Raw genomic sequence first — 16536 nt, forward strand, 5'->3', positions numbered from 1 at the left:
TCTCTGCGGGCCGTGGCGCAGCCGCGTGGCCCCTGCGTAACGAAAACGGCCCCGCGAGGCGGGGCCGGGGTGCGGGTGTCGCAAAGCCCGTCGGCATGACCTGCGCCCGCAGGCGTCAGTGGTGGTAGCCGTCCCCTTCGCGCACCTTGCCGCGGAACACGCGGTATTGCAGCCCGTTGTAGACGAGGATGACCGGCAGCACGATCACCGTGCCGACCAGCGCGAACAGCTGGCTCGAATGGCTCGACGATGCATCCCAGATCGTCAGCGACGGCGGCACGATGTTCGGCCAGATGCTGATGATGAGGCCCGTGTAGCCGAGGAAGCACAGCGCGAGCGTCAGCAGGAACGGCGTCGCCTCGTGCTTGCGGCGCACGGTGTGGAAGATGCCCCACACGCAGACGAGCACCAGCACCGGCACCGGCAGGAACCACACCAGGTCGCCGCTGCCGAACCAGCGATGCGCGACGGCCGGCAGGCCGATCACGGTCCACAGGCTGACGACGGCCATCGCGCCGAGCAGCACGCCCGTCAGCGGCTTCATCAGCACGCGCATCTTGCGCTGCAGCTCGCCGTCGACCTTGAGGATCAGCCAGCCGCAGCCGAGCGCCGCATAGGTCGCGAGCACGCCGAGCCCGCAGAACAGGCTGAACGGCGACAGCCAGTCGAACGGGCCGCCGACGAACGTGCCGTTGGCGATCTTGATGCCCTGCAGCAGCGAGCCGAGCACGACGCCCTGGCAGAACGCCGCGAGCGCGGAGCCGCCGATGAACGCGAGATCCCACAGATGCTGGGTGCGCGTCGCCTTCGCGCGCAACTCGAATGCCGCGCCGCGGAAGATCAGCCCGACGACCATCAGGATCAGCGGCAGGTAGTTCGCCGGCAGGAGCGTCGAATACACGACCGGGAATGCGCCGTACAGCCCCGCTCCGCCGAGCACCAGGAACGTCTCGTTGCCGTCCCACACCGGCGCGACGGTGTCGAGCATCACCTGCCGCTCGGCTTTCGCGTCGAAGAACGGAAACAGCAGGCCGATGCCGAGATCGAAGCCGTCCAGCACCACGTAGATGAACACGCCGAGCCCGATGATCGCGGCCCATACGACAGGAAGATCGATGTGCATGGCTTACTCCGCTTCGGTGACGTTGAGCGGCGTGGACAGCGCGCTCTTGCGCAGCCCCGGATGCCGGTGCAGTTCGATGTATCCGGCGTTCGCGGCCGGCCCGTGCTTCATCAGTTTCAACATGTAGTAGACACCCGTTCCGAATACGAGGAAATACACCACCACGAAGATCAGCAGCGACACGCCGACCTGCTGCGCGCTGAGCGGCGCGACCGAATCCGCGGTGCGCAGCACGCCGTACACCGTCCAAGGCTGCCGGCCGACCTCGGTCGTGATCCAGCCGGCGAGCAGCGCGACGATGCCCGACGGCCCCATGCACAACACGAACCACTGGAACCAGCGCGTTTCATAGAGGCGGCCGCCCTTTCTGAGCAGCAAGCCGAGCAGCGCTGTGAGCAGCATCAGCATGCCGAGGCCGGCCATGATCCGGAACGTCCAGAAGATGATCGTCGAGTTCGGGCGGTTCTGCGGGGGGAATTCCTTCAGCCCGCGGATCTCGCCGCTCCAGCTGTGCGTGAGGATCAGGCTGCCGAGGTGCGGCACCTGCACCGCGTAGCGCGTGACTTCCGCCTGCATGTCGGGCAGGCCGAACAGGTTGAGCGCGGTGCCGCCCTTCTCGGTTTCCCACAGACCTTCGATCGCCGCGATCTTCGCCGGCTGGTATTCGCGCGTGTTGAGGCCGTGCGCATCGCCGACGACGATCTGCACCGGCGCGAGCAGCAGCAGCATCCACAGCGCCATCGAGAAGCTGCGCTTGACCGGCTCGTCGCGGCGGCCGCGCAGCAGATGCCACGCACCGCAGGCGGCCACGATGAAGCCCGCGACGATGAACGCCGCGATCGTCATGTGCGCAAGGCGGTACGGGAACGACGGATTGAACACCACCTTCATCCAGTCGACCGGAACGACGATGCCGTCCCGGATCGCGTAGCCCTGCGGCGTCTGCATGAAGCTGTTCGACGACAGGATCCAGAACGTCGAGATCAGCGTGCCGACCGCGACCATCAGCGTCGCGAAGAAGTGCGCGCGCGGGCTCACGCGGTTCCAGCCGAACAGCATCACGCCGAGGAAGCCGGCTTCGAGGAAGAACGCCGTCAATACCTCGTACGTCAGCAGCGGCCCGGTGATGTTGCCGGCGATCCGGGAAAACCCGCTCCAGTTGGTGCCGAACTCGTAGGCCATCACGACGCCGGACACGACGCCCATGCCGAAGCCGACCGCGAAGATCTTCGACCAGAACTGGAACATCGATTTGTACGCGGCGTCGCCCGTGGCCAGCCAGCGCCATTCGAGCACGGCGAGAAAGCTCGCCATGCCGATGCTGATCGCGGGGAACACGATATGAAAGGACACCGTGAACGCGAACTGCAGCCGCGCCAGGTGGAATGCATCGAAGATTTCCATGATCGTTGTGTGGTCGTGGTTGTGAAGACGTCCGCCCGAAGCAGGAAATCCCCGCGAGGCCCGACGGCCGCCCCTGCGGCCGGCCCGGCGATCGCATGTGAATCGCATCGCACCGGCATCGAGGCGAAACGACGATATCGCGTTTCGAATGCCGCTCGCAATCACTCGCTCGCGCTTGCGAACTGTGCTCGTTGCCCCCTTCGCGAGGTGTGCATGTAAAACCGGGTTGCCCCGCATCACGCCTGCTATCTGTACTGCTTTTTCGGTCGCGGCGCTGTGCACGTACGCCCCAACCGAACGCCCGTAAGCTGGCAGCGGATTCGGGTTCCCGGCACTCGGCGTACAGATGCGACGGCCGTCGCGGGTCCCGTCATCCATCGGCGCGCCGATCGTTCGGCCGCCTGTCGAAATTCAGGGGATCTTTCATGCAGCCATGCGCCCTTCCAGTCGAGCCGGTCGGCAGCGTCGCGTGCGACGTGACGCGCCATCGTCACGGAGACCTCGCACAGGTCGTCGACCGAGTCGTCGAGGAGTGCCCGGTCGCCCTCGTGTTCAACGATATTTCGCATGCCGTGATGATGGCGACGCCGATCGACCTCGACGTGTTCGGCCTCGGCTTCGCGCTGAGCGAAGGCATCGTCGAGCGCGCGTCGGACGTCTTCGACATCGAAAGCGAATGCACGGCAAGCGGCGCCGTGGTGCGCCTCACCGTCGCCCAGCAGGCGTTCATGGCGCTGAAGGCGCGGCGGCGCGCGCTGGCCGGCCGCACCGGCTGCGGCGTGTGCGGCATCGAGAGCATCGAGCAGCTCGACCTGCATCCGTCACGGATCCGACACGCGGGCGCCGCGGCCGGCATCGGCGCCGACGCGGTCGAACGCGCGTCGCGCGCGCTGCCTGCGCACCAGGTGCTGATGCGCGACACCGGCGGGATTCACGCGGCCGCGTGGTGCAGCCGCGACGGCGCGGTCGTCGACGTCTTCGAGGACGTCGGCCGGCACAACGCGCTCGACAAGCTGATCGGCCAGCTCGCGCAGCGCCGCGCGGACACGCGCGACGGCTTCGTGTTCCTGTCGAGCCGCGCCAGCTACGAGCTCGTCCGCAAGGCCGCGCGCCTCGACATTCCGATGGTCGCGACGATCTCCGCGCCGACCTCGCTCGCGATCGACGTCGCGCGCGAAGCCGGCATCCGCCTGCTCGGCTTCTGCCGCGGCGACGGCTTCGTCGAATACACCGCTCCGGCCGCTCAGGCCCATTCTCCGGCAGCCCTTGAACAGTAACGCCACGATGACCCGACCGATCGACTTCGAAACCGCCCAGCAGCAGTTCGCGCACGCGTTCGCGCGGCCGCTCGCCGCGACGTCCGTGCCGACCGCCGACGCGGCGGGCCGCGTGCTGGCCGCGCCGCTCGTCGCCGTGCTCGACCAGCCGAGCGCCGACCAGAGCGCGATGGACGGCTACGCGGTGCGTCACGCCGAACTCGCGAGCGGCACGCCCTTGCCCGTCGCGCAGCGCTGCTACGCGGGCGATGCGCCGTTGCCGCTCGCGCCGCGCACCGCGGCGCGCATCTTCACCGGCAGCCTGATCCCGCCCGGCGCGGATACGGTCGTCATGCAGGAAGACGCACAGGAACGCGACGGACACGTGACGTTCGATGCGGACGTGCGTTGCGGCATGCACATCCGCCGCCGCGGCGAGGAGCTGCAGGCGGGCCGCGTGCTGATTCCCGCCGGCGTGCGGCTGCGGCCCGCGCACGTCGGGATGATCGCCGCGCAGGGCATCGGTTGCGTCGACGTTCATCCGGCGCTGCGCATCGGCATCCTGACGACGGGCGACGAGCTCGTCGCGTGCGGCCAGCCCCGGCTGCCGCAGCAGATCTACAACAGCAACGCGCCGATGCTGGCCGCGCTGGTTGCGGGCGCCGGCGCGATCGTCGCGGCGAGCACGCATGCGCACGATACGGCGGACGCGATCGACCGCGCGCTGCGCGACCTGCATGCCCGCTGCGACCTGATCGTGTGCGCCGGCGGCGCGTCCGTCGGCGACCGGGATCTCGTGCGACCCGCGCTGACCGCGCTCGGCGCGTCGTTCGTGCTGTCCGGCGTGCGCATGAAGCCCGGCAAGCCCGTCGCGCTCGCACGGCTCGACGGCAAGCCGGTGGTGCTGCTGCCCGGCAATCCGGGCGCCGCGCTGACGGCGTTCGCGCTGCTCGTCACGCCGCTGATCCGCTGCCTGCAGGGGCGCGACGAGCGCCTGCCGCTCGCGCCGTCGCTGCCGATCGGCGCCGACATCGAAGCGGACGACGCGCGCGACCGTTTCATCCGGGTGCGATGCGGCGTTGCATCGAACGGGCTGCCGGTGCTCGATACGCTGCGGCAGCAAGGCGCCGGCACGCTGTGCTCGCTCGCGGACGCGGCCGGCATCGCCCGGCTGCCGGCCGGCCGCGCGATCGCGCGCGGCGACGCGGTGCCGTACTACGATTTCGCGCAATGGCTCGCATGACGGCCGCGACGCGCATCGTCATGCTGCGGCGCGGCGGCGAACTGTATTCCTGCGATTCGGCCGGGATTGTGTCTCTGCACGGCCATTGCGGCGGACTATCCTCCGGCTTGGCGCCTGTCACGGCCGCCGTGCCGTCGTGCCGACGCGTCGCGCGGGCCGCCGACGGCCCGTTTCCTCTCATCCTGCGCAGGCCAACGGACAGATCGTGAACGTCATCGACTCCGTCACGCCGACCCTCACCGCGCCGAGCCGCGGCGCGGCGGCGAGCGACCCACCCGGCACCGTCGACACGCTCGCCCGCCCGCTGCGCGACTTGCGGCTGTCCGTCATCGATCAGTGCAACTTCCGCTGCACGTACTGCATGCCGCGCGAGAGCTTCGGTGCCGACTACGCGTTCATGCCTTCGTCGGCGCGCCTGTCGTTCGCGGAGCTGACCCGCATCGCGCGCGCGTTCGTCGCGCTCGGCGTCGAGAAGATCCGCCTGACCGGCGGCGAGCCGCTGCTGCGGCGCGGGATCGAAACGCTGATCGAGTCGCTTGCGGCGCTGACGACCGTCGACGGCAAGCCGGTCGAGATCGCGCTGACGACGAACGGATCGCTGCTCGCCGCGAAGGCGCGCGCGCTGCGCGACGCGGGCCTCGGGCGCGTGACCGTGAGCCTCGATGCGATCGACGACGCGGTGTTCCGCAAGATGAGCGACGTCGACATGCCGGTGTCGCGCATCCTGGCCGGCATCGAGGCCGCGCAGGCGGCCGGGCTCGCGCCCGTCAAGGTCAATTCGGTGATCGAGCGCGGCGTCAACGACGACCAGCTGCTGCCGCTCGTGCGCGCGTTCCGGCACACCGGCATCGCCGTGCGCTTCATCGAATACATGGACGTCGGCGGCGCGCAATTCTGGGCGACCGACAAGGTCGTCACGACCGCGCAGATGCGCGGGATCATCGAATCCGCGTATCCGCTGCTCGCGGACGCCGCCGACGACGACGCGCACGTCGGCACCGCGCTGCGCTATCGGCACGCCGACGGCGCGGGCGAAGTCGGTTTCATCGCCAGCGTCTCGCATCCGTTTTGCGGCACGTGCTCGCGCGCACGCGTGTCGGCCGACGGCCAGCTGTACACCTGCCTGTTCGCGACGCACGGCACGGACCTGCGGCCGTGGCTCGGCGACGCGGCGCCGCTCGATCAGCTCGTCGCCGCGATCCGCGGCCGCTGGCTGCGCCGCGACGACCGCTACTCGGAGCTGCGCGCGGCGCACCGCGCCCGTCGCACCGGCAAGACCTACCCGACGGTACGCATGTCGCTCGTCGGCGGCTGACGGACGGCTGACCGCTGCCGCGCGATGCGAGACGAACCGCCCCCTGGAGAACAGTCATGACGTCACTCATCGATCCGCAAGCCGAGCCGGACGACCCGGCACGTTCCGACCGCCGTCACGGCGACGAGCCCGCCGGGCCACCCCCGCATTCGCCGCCCGCGATCTCCGGCGGCATCGAGGTCCGGGTCCAGTACGAACCGATCGACGTCGATGCGGAGATCACGCCGATCGTGCGCAACCCGCGCGTCGGCGCGGTCGTGAATTTCCTCGGCGTCGTGCGGCAGTCGGGCGACGTCGACGACGTCGTCTCGCTCGACATCGAGCACTATCCTGGCATGACCGAACGGTCGCTGTGGAGCATCGTCGAGGAAGCGTCCGCGCGCTGGCCGCTCGAAGCGGTCAGGATCGTGCACCGGATCGGCCGGATCGCGCTCGGCCATCCGGTCGTGCTGGTGGTCGTGGCCGCGCCGCATCGGGCCGCGGCCTTCGACGCGTGCGAATTCATGATGGATTTCCTGAAGACCCATGCGCCGTTCTGGAAGAAGGAAATCCGGCACGACGGCGTGGCCGAATGGGTCGAGGCCAAGACGCACGACGATCACGCCATGAAGCGCTGGGGCTGACCCGCCCGCCGCACCTTCCCTTCCCGCCAACGACCCATCATGAGACTGACGATCAAATATTTCGCGAGCATTCGCGAACAACTCCGCATCGACGAGGAAACCCTGGAGATCGACGCGCCCGAGCTCACCGTGGATGCATTGCGCGGCACGCTCGCCGCACGCGACGAACGCAGCGCACAGGCGCTGCGCGACGAGCGGCCGGTGCGCACCGCCGTCGATCACGAGATGGTGACCGGCTCGTTCGTGTTGCGCGAGGACTGCGAAATCGCGTTCTTCCCACCCGTCACCGGCGGCTGACGCACGGCGCGGCGAACCCGCCGCGCCGTGCGCTGCGCCCCGCTCAGTTCAACTCAGCGCGCGCAGATCGCCGCCAGCTTGCCGACCGTGATGACCGCCTGCTCGATCTGGCTCGACCATGGGCTGCTGTAGTTCAGCCGGATGAAGTTCCTGTAGTTGTCCGAAATCGAGAACATGTAGCCGGGGCCGATGGTGATCCCCTGCTCCAGCGCAAGCTGGTACAGCCGCATCGCATCCACCTTCGCGGGCAGCTCGACCCACAGCACGTAGCCGCCCGCCGGGCTCGAGATGCGCGTGCCTTCGGGGAAGAACCGTGACACGATCGCCCGCATCAGGTTCGCCTGCTGCGCATACGCCTTGCGGACCCGCCGCAGGTGATGCTCGTAGCCGTCGCGTTCGAGGAATTCCGCGATCGCGAGCTGCGGCAGCAGCGGCGTCGTCAGCGTGTTCAGGAACTTCAGCTTCTCGACCTGATCGCGGTAGCGGCCCGGCAGCGCCCAGCCGATCCGGTACGCGGCCGTCAGGCTCTTCGAGAACGACGAGCAGTGCAGCACGAGCCCCTTCTTGTCGAACGATTTCAGCGTGCTCGGATGCGTGTCGCCGAAGTACAGCTCGTTGTACACGCCGTTCTCGATGATCGGCAGCTCCGCCTTCGCCGCGAATTCGACCAGTTCGCGCTTGCGCTCGTCCGGCATCTGGAAGCCGAGCGGATTCTGGAAGTTCGGCATCACCATGCACGCGGCGATCGGCTGCGACTTCATGATCGCCGCGAGTGCGCCGATGTCGATGCCGTACTCCGGATGCGTCGACACCTCGATCGCCTTCATCCCCATCCGCTCGATCGCGTGCAGCATCGCATAGAAGGTCGGCGACTCGACCGCGATCACGTCGCCGGGCTTCGCGACCGCCTGCAGGCACAGGTTGATCGCCTCCGTCGCGCCGACCGTGACGATGATCTCGTTCGGGTCGACCGACATGCCGTTCTCCAGGTAGCGTCGCGCGATCTGCCGCACGAGACGCGGGCTGCCGGGCGGCAGCCCGTCCGTCACGCCCCACAGCGACTTGTCGCGGCCGGCCGCATACGCGTAGCGGTTCAGCTTCTCGAACGGAAACAGGCCGGGGTCGGGGTACGGCGAGCCGAGCGGCACCGCGTCGTCGGCGTCGATCGAGCGCAGCGTCGACAGCACGAGCCGGCTGACGTCGACCGACGACGAGATCGCGATCGGCTTCGACGGGCGCAGCTCGTGCACCTGGCCGTTGCCGTCGTCGCGCCGCAGGTTCACGAAGTAGCCGGACTGCGGGCGGCTTTCCAGCAGGCCGCGGCTTTCGAGCAGCAGGTATGCGTGCAGGACCGTCGTGATGCTGAGCCGGTGCTGCTGGCTCGCCTGCCGCACCGACGGGATCCGGTCGCCGTGCCGGTACACGCCCTGGCGGACCAGGCGCTCGATGTCGTCCGCGAGCTTCTCGTACAGTTTCATCGTGCGCCTCCCGCCGGGGCGCCGCCCGGGACGTGATGCGTCGCGCGCTTTCCGTTCGACCTTGCCTTTTCCATCGCTTGACTCTCTCGTGGGGGCATCCGCAGCGCCCCCAAACCTCGGGCGCCGCGATGCTGTGCTTTTGATGATGGAAGAGTAAAAGGAGAACAGTCGGTCGCGAGCACACACATTCATCGTGCGCACAAGAGTACAGTTTGGGCAATCAGGGTTACTGCGCGCGAACTGTACGTCTTACGAATTCGCGACGGGGAAGTGTCGGGAAGAGAAGTCGAATCGCGGAAAGGTAGGGAGCACGAACGGTCCCCGACGGCAATTTACTGGCGCACGCTCGCCCCTCGGGCGCGCAGCCTGAAAAGATGCGTCGCCTCGATCCCGCCGTCGGCCGCCATGACGGCCGACGACGATCGCCCGCGCCGGCTGCCGCTCAAGACGCCATGCCCTGCATCTTGTGCGAGAAATGCGCGCGCTCGGCGGTTTCCATCAGCGACAGGAACTCATCCTGCGTCATGTGGATCAGCGCTTCGTGGTCGCCGGCCTCGAAATAGACTTCCGGCTGCGTCGCCAGATTTTCCTCGAGGAACGTCTGCATGCCGTAGGCCATGCAGACCGGCGGCAGCGCGCCCGCATCGCAGTCCTTGAACAGCTCGCGCAACTCGAGCTCCTTCGCGAGCACGAGATGCCGGCCGGTCTTCGCCCAAAGATCGGACAGGCGCACCGCGTGCGTCGTCGGCAGCACGGCCGCGACATAGCCGTCGTCGTCTTCGAGCAGCACGGTTTTCGCGAGGCGATCGCCGGGGATATGCGCGGCGGCGGCGGTCTCCATGCTCGTATGGCTATAGGGGTGGTACACGACTTCGTACCGCGAGGACTTCTGCCGCAGGCAGTCCTGCAGGGTCGCAGACATGGACATGGCACACCTCGTCTGAACGAATCGGGCGAACGGCGTTCGCTCCGGATTCGTTCAGCATAGGTCGCAATCGCGCGAATGGAAAATCCCGTTGCCCCCCATCGTCACGCCGGTTCCAGACCCTTCTCGCGCAGCCATGCGGGGTTGAACAGCCGCGCGCGATAGATGTCGCCGCGATCGCACAGCAGCGTCACGATCGTATGTCCGGGTCCCATCCGGCGGGCGAGCCAGACTGCCGCCGCGACGTTGATGCCGCTCGATCCGCCGACGTACAGCCCCTCCTCGCGCAGCAGCCGGTAGACCATCGTCACGCACTGCACGTCGTCGATGCGCACCGCGTCGTCGATCGGCGCGCCGGCGAGATTCGCGGTGATCCGCGTCGAGCCGATCCCTTCGGTGATCGAGCTGCCTTCCGCCTTGATCTCGCCCGTTTTCACGTGGCTGTAGAGGCCGCTGCCGTGCGGGTCGGCGAGCACGATCCGGATCTCCGGGTCCTGCTCCTTCAGGTAGCTGCTCACGCCAGCCAGCGTGCCGCCTGTGCCGGTCGCGCACACGAATGCATCGACCGTGCCCGCCGTGTCGCGCCAGATTTCCGGCCCGGTCGTCTCGTAGTGCGCCTGCCGGTTGACGAGGTTGTCGAACTGGTTGGCCCATACCGCGTTGTCGAGCTCGTCCGCGAGCCGGCCGGCAATCTTCTGATAATTGTTCGGGTCGCGGTACGGCGCCGCCGGCACCGGCCGCACCTCGGCGCCGAGCGTGCGCAGGATTTCCATCTTCTCCGGCGATTGCGTTTCCGGTATCACGATCACGCAGCGATAGCCGCGCGCCGCGCAGATGTGCGCGAGCCCGATGCCGGTGTTGCCCGCCGTCCCTTCGACGACGGTGCCGCCCGGCGTCAGCACGCCGCGCTGCTCGGCGTCGCGGATGATGTAGAGCGCCGCGCGGTCCTTCACGGAGCCGCCCGGATTCATGAATTCCGCCTTGCCCAGGATCTCGCAGCCGGTCTCCGCGCTGAGCTTCGCCAGCCGGATCAGCGGCGTGCGCCCCACGCAGTCGACGAAACCTTGTCGCACGTCCATATGCCCCTCCGTCGCGCGCCCAACCCGCACACAACGAAGGATAGGACGCCGCGCCGCCGCCCGCTTTCGCCGCCGGCGATCGCGTACTAAGCTTGGAGAGCCCATCCGCGACGCCCGCGCCGCATCGCCCCAGACGAGGTCCGCCATGCTGCAATTGCACACCGTGACCGTCCACAAGCCCGAGACGATGAACTTCATTCTCGGCCAGACGCACTTCATCAAGTCCGTCGAGGACATCCACGAGGCGCTCGTCGGCACCGTGCCCGGCATCCGCTTCGGCCTCGCGTTCTGCGAGGCGTCGGGCAAGCGGCTCGTGCGGCGCTCCGGCACCGATCCGGACCTGGTCGAGCTCGCGTCCCGCAACGCCACCGCGATCGGCGCCGGTCACGCCTTCATCGTGCTGCTCGGCGACGGCTTCTACCCGGTCAACGTGCTGAACGCGATCAAGGCCGTGCCGGAGGTCTGCCGGATTTTTTGCGCGAGCGCGAACCCGACCGAGGTAATCGTCGCGGAGACCGCGCAGGGCCGCGGCATCGTCGGCGTCGTCGACGGCTTTACGCCGCTCGGCGTCGAAAACGACGACGACGTGCGCTGGCGCAAGGAGCTGCTGCGCACCATCGGATACAAGGCGTAGGCGGGATACGCCGCGAACCCGCGCCGGCCCTGGTGGCTTTGCAGGCCAGGCTCCGCGATGACGCGTCAGGATTCGGCGGCGGTAAAAAAGCTCGACCGTTAGTTGCGATTCGTCGGGATGTGCGGTGCGTGTGCCCTATACTTCCCCGCAGGCCGATACCGGGAGCGACGCATGCATTACCAGCTGATCTACGAACTCGTCGACGACTACCTGACGCGGCGCGAGCCGTTCCGCGCCGAGCATCTCGCGCTCGCGCACGCCGCCACCGAGCGCGGCGAGCTGGTGCTCGCGGGCGCGTTCTCGGACCCGGCCGACCAGGCCGTGCTCGTCTTCGAGGGAGACTCGGCCGAAGTGGCCGAATCGTTCGCGCGCGCCGATCCTTACGTGCAGAACGGCCTCGTCAAGTCGTGGCGCGTGCGTCCGTGGCGCGTCGTGGTCGGCAAGCACGCGCCGCGCTAGGGTCTGCTCACCAGGCTACAGCCACCCTGCCCGCTTGAAGCGCCACCACAGCGCGAGGTCGGTCACGAGCATCACGCCGAGACAACCGTAGAAGCCGTACTTCAAGTGCAGTTCGGGCATGTTGTTGAAGTTCATCCCGTAGATGCCGGCGATCATCGTCGGAATCGCGAACAGCGCGGCGAACGAGCCGAGCCGCTTGGTCACCTCGTTCTCCGCGAGCGAGATCATTCCGAGATTGACCTGGACCGCCGTCACGACCATCTCGCGCCGCCCCTCGATCGTCCTCACGATCCGCTGCAGGTGGTCGTACACGTCGCGAAAGTAATGCTCCATCCCGCTGCAGACCTGCGGGATGCGCCCGCCCGTCAGCTTCGCGAGCGGCTCGAGCAGCGGCGCCGTGTGCTGGTGCAGCATCACGAGCTGGCGCTTCAGCGAATACAGGTCCTCGATGATCGCGCGCGACGCCGCGGGCGTCGCTTTCGCGAAGATGCGGTCCTCGAGCTCCTCGAGCTCGTTGCCGAGCGTCTCGAGGACCGGGAAATAGCGGTCGACGACCTGGTCCATCAGCGCGTAGAACACGAACGCAGAGCCTTCCTGCAGCAGATGCGGCTCGCGCTCGCAGCGCGTGCGCACCGCGCGGAAATCCTGCTCGGTGTGATTGCGGATCGACAGCACGTAGTTCGGCCCGACGAACACGTTCAGCTCGCCGACGTTGAATTCGCCGTCCTTGTCGAACTCGACCGTGTGCAGCACCGCGAACAGCGAGTCGCCGTATTCCTCGATCTTCGGCCGTTGATGGCCCTTGCGGGCGTCCTCGAGCGCAAGCTCGTGCAGCCCGAATTCCTCGCCCATCAGTTCGAGCTCGTCCGGCGTCGGGTCTTTCAACGCGACCCACACGAAGCACTCGGGCTTCGACACGTAGTCGCTGATGGCGTCGATGTCGATGTCGGCCAGCTTGCGGCCGTCCTGGTATGCAGCGCAGTTGATCAGCATTGTTTCCATCATGTTGCGGTTTCGTCCGCCAGTTTACCGGTTTGTCGCAGGTCCGGTCCCGCTTCGGCGCGGCTTGCGCGGCGCGCCGTTATTGGTCATGATCGGGCTGCGTGCGCCGCGGCATGCGCGGGCACGCACCCGCACGCCCGCACGCGGCCCGGCCGCGCGGCCTCATCACCTCAGCGTCAAGGAGACGGACCCATGTGGTATTTCTCGTGGATACTCGGCATCGGCGTTGCGCTCGGCTTCGGCATCATCAACGCGATGTGGCTGGAAGCGGAAGTGTATCCGCGCGACCCGAATCTCAACGGCGCCAGCCGGCCCGGATCGGGGAGCACGCCCTCGTGACGCATCTGGTGTTCTTCTGCGGCCACGCCGGCACCGGCAAGACCACGCTCGCGAAGCGGCTCATCGGGCCGCTGATGCGCGCAACCGGCGAGGCCTTCTGCCTGCTCGACAAGGACACGCTGTACGGCCGCTACAGCTCGGCGGCGATGGGCGCCCTCACCCACGACCCGAACGACCGCGACAGCCCGCTCTACCTGAAGCATCTGCGCGATCCCGAATACCAGGGCCTGCTCGACACCGCGCGCGAGAACCTCGCGCTCGGCATCGGCGCGCTCGTCGTCGGCCCGCTGTCGCGCGAGGTGCGCGACCGGCGCATCTTCGACCGCGCGTGGCTCGGCATCGGCCCCGAGGTCACGCTGACGGTCGTCTGGGTCCATGTGCCGGAAGACGTCGCGCACCAGCGGATCGTCGCGCGCGGCAACCCGAACGACGCGTACAAGCTCGCGCACTGGGACGAATACCGGCAGCGCCGCTTCGTGCCGACCGGCGCCGAATGCGAAGGGCTCGTGATGTTCGACAACACCGCGGCGACCGACGCGGACGTCAACGCGCTGCTCGCGCGGATCGTGCCGCCGCCGCGGGCGCCGCTCGTCCCGCCGCTGCCCGCCTGAACGCTCCTGCCGCAAAGCATCCTGCCGCAAAGAAAAAACGCCGGGCGGCGCATCGCGCCCCCGGCGTCGTGACGGCGTCGTGCGCCGACGTCAGGCCATTCAGGCCAGCGCGTGCACGCGCTCCATCGTGCCGCCGTCGTACAGCTTGCCGAAGCGGTTCGCGAGGAACGCCTTCAGCGACACCTTCTCCTGCGGGATGAAGCCGTGCTGCGGCAGCTTCTTCTCGCGGAACAGGTCCAGCACCGCGCACATCGCGCCGGCCGTCGTGATCTGGATCGCGCTCATATGCATCCCGCACACGTCCTTCGCGAAGATCTTGCGCGTGAACACGTCCTGCACCAGCTGGCCGTCCTTCACGCCCGTCACCGTGACGAACACGAGTACGACGTCCTGCTTGGTCGACGGCACCGCGCGGCGCATGATCGACTTCAGCGTGTCGCGATCGGTCGACAGGCGCAGGTCCTCGAGCAGGAACTGCACGAGGTCGCGGTGGCCCGGGTAGCGCACCGACTTGTAGTCGAGCGTCTCGACCTTGCCCGACAGCGTCTCGCACAGCGTGCCGAGGCCGCCCGACGTGTTGAACGCTTCGTATTCGGTGCCGTCGAGCGAGAAGTGCTCGAGGCCTTCGAGCGGCTGCACCCACTGCTTGCGGCCGTCGCGGATCGCCTCGCACGGCTGGCAGTATTCGTTGATCAGGCCGTCGACGCTCCACGTCAGGTTGTACTTCAGCGCGTTGGTCGGGTACTCGGGCAACGCGCCGACGCGCATCTTCACGTCGCGCACCTCGCTGAAGCCGTTCACGAGCTCGTGCGCGGCGATGCCGATGAAGCCCGGCGCGAGGCCGCACTGCGGCATGAACGCGCGGTCGGACCCGTCGGCCAGCTCGCGAATCGCGTGCGTCGCGCGCACGTCCTCGGTCAGGTCGAAGTAATGGACGCCTGCCGCCTTCGCGGCGGCCGCGACGTTGACCGCGAGGTAGTACGGCAGCGCGTTGACGAGCGCATCGAAGCCCTTGACCGCTTCGCGGATCGCATTCGCGTCGGCCGAATCGACACGCTGCGTCGCGATGCCTTCGCGCGACAGCTTCGCGAGCGCATCCGCGTCGCGATCGAACGCGACGACTTCGTAGTCGCCGGTTTCACGCAGCATGTGAGCAATGGTGTGGCCGATCAGACCTGCGCCGACGATGGCGATTTTCATGCGCTTATCTCCTGATGATGGGTTGTGTTGTGTACGGCGTTGAGCCATGCACACAGTCTAGGGATGCGCAAAATCAGTTCCAAGACGAAGAATGATGCGAAACGACGGGTATCTTCGACGTTATGACGTCACATTTCGTCGGTTCGTCGAACCACGCCGTTTCCGCCCTGCCGGCCGCGCTATGGGTGGCCTAAGTTTCCCGCGCCAGACTGCTTGCCGATCACCCGACTCCAAGGAGGCTTCGGCATGCAGCAAACCCTATCCGTCCATCGCGCGCCGCACTGGCTGAACAAGGTGCCCGACGTCGCGCTGTCGTTCTGGATCATCAAGATCATGTCGACCACGGTCGGCGAAACCGGCGCGGACTTTCTCGCGGTCAACGCAGGCCTCGGCCAGGCCGTCACGCGCATCGCGATGGCGTCGCTGCTCGCGATCGCGCTGTGGCTGCAATTGCGCACGCGCCGGTACGTGCCGTGGATCTACTGGCTCACGGTCGTGCTGGTCAGCATCGTCGGCACGCAGATCACCGACCTGCTCACCGACGGGCTGGGCGTCAGCCTGTATGCGAGCACCGCCGCGTTCGCGGTCGCACTCGCCGCGATCTTCTTCGTCTGGCATCGCGTCGAGGGCACGCTGTCGATCGACACGATCGTCACGCCGCGACGCGAACTGTTCTACTGGGCGGCGATCCTCTGCACGTTCGCGCTCGGCACCGCCGCCGGCGATCTCGCAACCGAAGCGCTCGGCCTCGGCTTCACGGTCGGCGCGCTGTGCTTCGGCGCACTGATCGCGGCCGTGTTCGCGATGTGGCGGCTCGGCATCGACGCGGTCCTCGCGTTCTGGATCGCCTACATCCTCACGCGGCCGTTCGGCGCGTCGCTCGGCGACCTGCTCACGCAGGCCCGCACGTACGGCGGGCTCGGCATCGGCGCTGCGTGGACGAGCCTGCTGTTCCTGACCGTGATCGTGCTGCTCGTCGCCGCCGCGCAGTTTGGCGTCGGCCAGCGCACACCGGCCGACGCCGCCGAATGAATCCCGACCGTTTCCGTTCATCGACTCGAGGACACATCATGCGCATTCCGGATTGCGTTTCCCGTCTCGCCCTCGCCGCGGTCGCGGCTGCCGCGCTGAGCGTCGCCGCCGGCTGTTCGAAGCATCAGGACGCGAATGCGTCGACCCCGGCGGCCGCGCCGGCCGCTTCGTCATCCGCCCCCGCCGGCGCAACGAAGCTCGGCGACCTGTCGGCGTTCCGCACGATCGCCGCCGACGTGAGCGCGCGGGTCGGCAAGGGCGACCTGCCCGGCGCGAAAACCCGCATCAAGGATCTCGAGATCGCGTGGGACTCGGCCGAGGCCGGCCTGAAGCCGCGCGCCGCCGACGACTGGCACGTGGTCGACAAGGCGATCGACCGCGCGCTCGCCGCGCTGCGCGCCGATCACCCGACCCGGGCCGATTCGGCCGCCGCGATGAAGGTCCTGCTCGCGGCCTTCGACCGGTTCGGCGGCAGGTGATCCCGCCCGGGGCGCGCGGCGCACGTGACGCGAAGCC

The 16536-nt window shown here is 68.0% G+C and carries 18 protein-coding genes; 11 read left to right on the forward strand and 7 right to left on the reverse strand.

Annotated features, from left to right (window positions below):
- Nucleotides 1–115 precede the first annotated feature (115 nt).
- Nucleotides 116–1123 carry a cytochrome d ubiquinol oxidase subunit II gene (gene cydB, locus HWX31_RS15425; protein WP_174960026.1) on the reverse strand — a complete coding sequence of 336 codons (1008 nt, stop codon included), beginning with the start codon at nt 1121–1123 and terminating at the stop codon, nt 116–118.
- A 3-nt stretch (nt 1124–1126) separates the two neighbouring features.
- Nucleotides 1127–2527, reverse strand: a complete 1401-nt coding sequence (locus HWX31_RS15430; protein WP_059638296.1) for a cytochrome ubiquinol oxidase subunit I — start codon at nt 2525–2527, stop codon at nt 1127–1129.
- Nucleotides 2528–2952: 425 nt separating this feature from the next.
- Between HWX31_RS15430 and fdhD the strand changes: the two genes are divergently transcribed.
- The 5 genes from fdhD to moaD all read left to right on the forward strand — a co-directional run bounded on the left by fdhD (nt 2953) and on the right by moaD (nt 7261).
- Nucleotides 2953–3804, forward strand: a complete 852-nt coding sequence (fdhD, locus tag HWX31_RS15435) for a formate dehydrogenase accessory sulfurtransferase FdhD (protein ID WP_174960028.1) — start codon at nt 2953–2955, stop codon at nt 3802–3804.
- 7 nt (nt 3805–3811) lie between these two features.
- Entirely contained in the window at nt 3812–5026 is a 1215-nt protein-coding gene (locus HWX31_RS15440) for a molybdopterin molybdotransferase MoeA (protein WP_174960030.1), read from the forward strand.
- A 205-nt stretch (nt 5027–5231) separates the two neighbouring features.
- Nucleotides 5232–6341: a GTP 3',8-cyclase MoaA gene (gene moaA / locus HWX31_RS15445; protein WP_174960032.1), complete on the forward strand. Its 1110-nt coding sequence runs from the start codon at nt 5232–5234 to the stop codon at nt 6339–6341.
- A 56-nt stretch (nt 6342–6397) separates the two neighbouring features.
- Nucleotides 6398–6964 carry a molybdenum cofactor biosynthesis protein MoaE gene (locus HWX31_RS15450; protein ID WP_174960034.1) on the forward strand — a complete coding sequence of 189 codons (567 nt, stop codon included), beginning with the start codon at nt 6398–6400 and terminating at the stop codon, nt 6962–6964.
- A gap of 39 nt (nt 6965–7003) precedes the next feature.
- On the forward strand, nt 7004–7261 hold the full coding sequence (gene moaD / locus HWX31_RS15455) for a molybdopterin converting factor subunit 1 (RefSeq protein ID WP_059614938.1): 258 nt from the start codon (nt 7004–7006) through the stop codon (nt 7259–7261).
- 53 nt (nt 7262–7314) lie between these two features.
- Here moaD and HWX31_RS15460 read toward each other — a convergent pair whose 3' ends face one another.
- From HWX31_RS15460 to HWX31_RS15470, 3 genes are all read right to left on the reverse strand, one after another.
- Nucleotides 7315–8739, reverse strand: a complete 1425-nt coding sequence (locus HWX31_RS15460; protein ID WP_174960036.1) for an aminotransferase-like domain-containing protein — start codon at nt 8737–8739, stop codon at nt 7315–7317.
- A 442-nt stretch (nt 8740–9181) separates the two neighbouring features.
- Nucleotides 9182–9667: an aminoacyl-tRNA deacylase gene (locus HWX31_RS15465; RefSeq protein ID WP_076480927.1), complete on the reverse strand. Its 486-nt coding sequence runs from the start codon at nt 9665–9667 to the stop codon at nt 9182–9184.
- 101 nt (nt 9668–9768) lie between these two features.
- Entirely contained in the window at nt 9769–10743 is a 975-nt protein-coding gene (locus HWX31_RS15470; protein ID WP_174960038.1) for a cysteine synthase A, read from the reverse strand.
- A gap of 145 nt (nt 10744–10888) precedes the next feature.
- On the opposite strand from HWX31_RS15470, the gene HWX31_RS15475 reads away from it, so the two are divergent.
- Nucleotides 10889–11377, forward strand: coding sequence for an adenosine-specific kinase (locus HWX31_RS15475; protein WP_088500736.1), 489 nt, complete (start codon nt 10889–10891; stop codon nt 11375–11377).
- Nucleotides 11378–11548: 171 nt separating this feature from the next.
- Nucleotides 11549–11836, forward strand: a complete 288-nt coding sequence (locus tag HWX31_RS15480; RefSeq protein WP_174960040.1) for a YciI-like protein — start codon at nt 11549–11551, stop codon at nt 11834–11836.
- 15 nt (nt 11837–11851) lie between these two features.
- Here the strand turns inward: HWX31_RS15480 and corA are convergent, their stop codons facing one another.
- Nucleotides 11852–12829 carry a magnesium/cobalt transporter CorA gene (corA, locus tag HWX31_RS15485; RefSeq protein ID WP_059614930.1) on the reverse strand — a complete coding sequence of 326 codons (978 nt, stop codon included), beginning with the start codon at nt 12827–12829 and terminating at the stop codon, nt 11852–11854.
- Nucleotides 12830–13030: 201 nt separating this feature from the next.
- Here corA and cydX point away from each other — a divergent pair, with 201 nt between their 5' ends.
- Together cydX and HWX31_RS15495 are read left to right on the forward strand one after the other, a co-directional pair.
- A complete protein-coding gene (gene cydX, locus HWX31_RS15490; protein WP_174960042.1) occupies nt 13031–13177 on the forward strand; it encodes a cytochrome bd-I oxidase subunit CydX in 147 nt (48 codons plus the stop codon).
- Complete coding sequence (locus HWX31_RS15495) at nt 13174–13788, forward strand: P-loop nucleotide/nucleoside kinase family protein (protein ID WP_174960044.1); 615 nt, start codon at nt 13174–13176, stop codon at nt 13786–13788. The genes cydX and HWX31_RS15495 overlap by 4 nt, the downstream gene beginning before the upstream one ends.
- A gap of 99 nt (nt 13789–13887) precedes the next feature.
- Here HWX31_RS15495 and HWX31_RS15500 read toward each other — a convergent pair whose 3' ends face one another.
- The gene (locus HWX31_RS15500; protein WP_010092331.1) at nt 13888–14988 is read right to left on the reverse strand and encodes a saccharopine dehydrogenase family protein; all 1101 of its coding nucleotides are present in this window, start codon (nt 14986–14988) and stop codon (nt 13888–13890) included.
- 246 nt (nt 14989–15234) lie between these two features.
- On the opposite strand from HWX31_RS15500, the gene HWX31_RS15505 reads away from it, so the two are divergent.
- Nucleotides 15235–16020 (forward strand): COG4705 family protein, encoded by a 786-nt coding sequence (locus tag HWX31_RS15505; RefSeq protein WP_174960046.1) that lies wholly within the window; start codon nt 15235–15237, stop codon nt 16018–16020.
- Nucleotides 16021–16058: 38 nt separating this feature from the next.
- Nucleotides 16059–16499 (forward strand): hypothetical protein, encoded by a 441-nt coding sequence (locus HWX31_RS15510; RefSeq protein ID WP_174960048.1) that lies wholly within the window; start codon nt 16059–16061, stop codon nt 16497–16499.
- Nucleotides 16500–16536: the final 37 nt, after the last annotated feature.

Source organism: Burkholderia ubonensis, from assembly GCF_902833085.1.
Taxonomy (GTDB): Bacteria; Pseudomonadota; Gammaproteobacteria; order Burkholderiales; family Burkholderiaceae; genus Burkholderia; species Burkholderia ubonensis.

Excerpts from the sequence above, each read along its gene's own strand:
- cydB (WP_174960026.1), bottom strand. The coding sequence starts at position 1,123 with ATGCACATCGATCTTCCTGTCGTATGGGCCGCGATCATCGGGCTCGGC.
- HWX31_RS15430 (WP_059638296.1), bottom strand. The coding sequence starts at position 2,527 with ATGGAAATCTTCGATGCATTCCACCTGGCGCGGCTGCAGTTCGCGTTC.
- fdhD (WP_174960028.1), top strand. The coding sequence starts at position 2,953 with ATGCAGCCATGCGCCCTTCCAGTCGAGCCGGTCGGCAGCGTCGCGTGC.
- HWX31_RS15440 (WP_174960030.1), top strand. The coding sequence starts at position 3,812 with ATGACCCGACCGATCGACTTCGAAACCGCCCAGCAGCAGTTCGCGCAC.
- HWX31_RS15450 (WP_174960034.1), top strand. The coding sequence starts at position 6,398 with ATGACGTCACTCATCGATCCGCAAGCCGAGCCGGACGACCCGGCACGT.
- moaD (WP_059614938.1), top strand. The coding sequence starts at position 7,004 with ATGAGACTGACGATCAAATATTTCGCGAGCATTCGCGAACAACTCCGC.
- HWX31_RS15460 (WP_174960036.1), bottom strand. The coding sequence starts at position 8,739 with ATGAAACTGTACGAGAAGCTCGCGGACGACATCGAGCGCCTGGTCCGC.
- HWX31_RS15465 (WP_076480927.1), bottom strand. The coding sequence starts at position 9,667 with ATGTCCATGTCTGCGACCCTGCAGGACTGCCTGCGGCAGAAGTCCTCG.
- HWX31_RS15470 (WP_174960038.1), bottom strand. The coding sequence starts at position 10,743 with ATGGACGTGCGACAAGGTTTCGTCGACTGCGTGGGGCGCACGCCGCTG.
- HWX31_RS15475 (WP_088500736.1), top strand. The coding sequence starts at position 10,889 with ATGCTGCAATTGCACACCGTGACCGTCCACAAGCCCGAGACGATGAAC.
- HWX31_RS15480 (WP_174960040.1), top strand. The coding sequence starts at position 11,549 with ATGCATTACCAGCTGATCTACGAACTCGTCGACGACTACCTGACGCGG.
- corA (WP_059614930.1), bottom strand. The coding sequence starts at position 12,829 with ATGCTGATCAACTGCGCTGCATACCAGGACGGCCGCAAGCTGGCCGAC.
- cydX (WP_174960042.1), top strand. The coding sequence starts at position 13,031 with ATGTGGTATTTCTCGTGGATACTCGGCATCGGCGTTGCGCTCGGCTTC.
- HWX31_RS15500 (WP_010092331.1), bottom strand. The coding sequence starts at position 14,988 with ATGAAAATCGCCATCGTCGGCGCAGGTCTGATCGGCCACACCATTGCT.
- HWX31_RS15505 (WP_174960046.1), top strand. The coding sequence starts at position 15,235 with ATGCAGCAAACCCTATCCGTCCATCGCGCGCCGCACTGGCTGAACAAG.
- HWX31_RS15510 (WP_174960048.1), top strand. The coding sequence starts at position 16,059 with ATGCGCATTCCGGATTGCGTTTCCCGTCTCGCCCTCGCCGCGGTCGCG.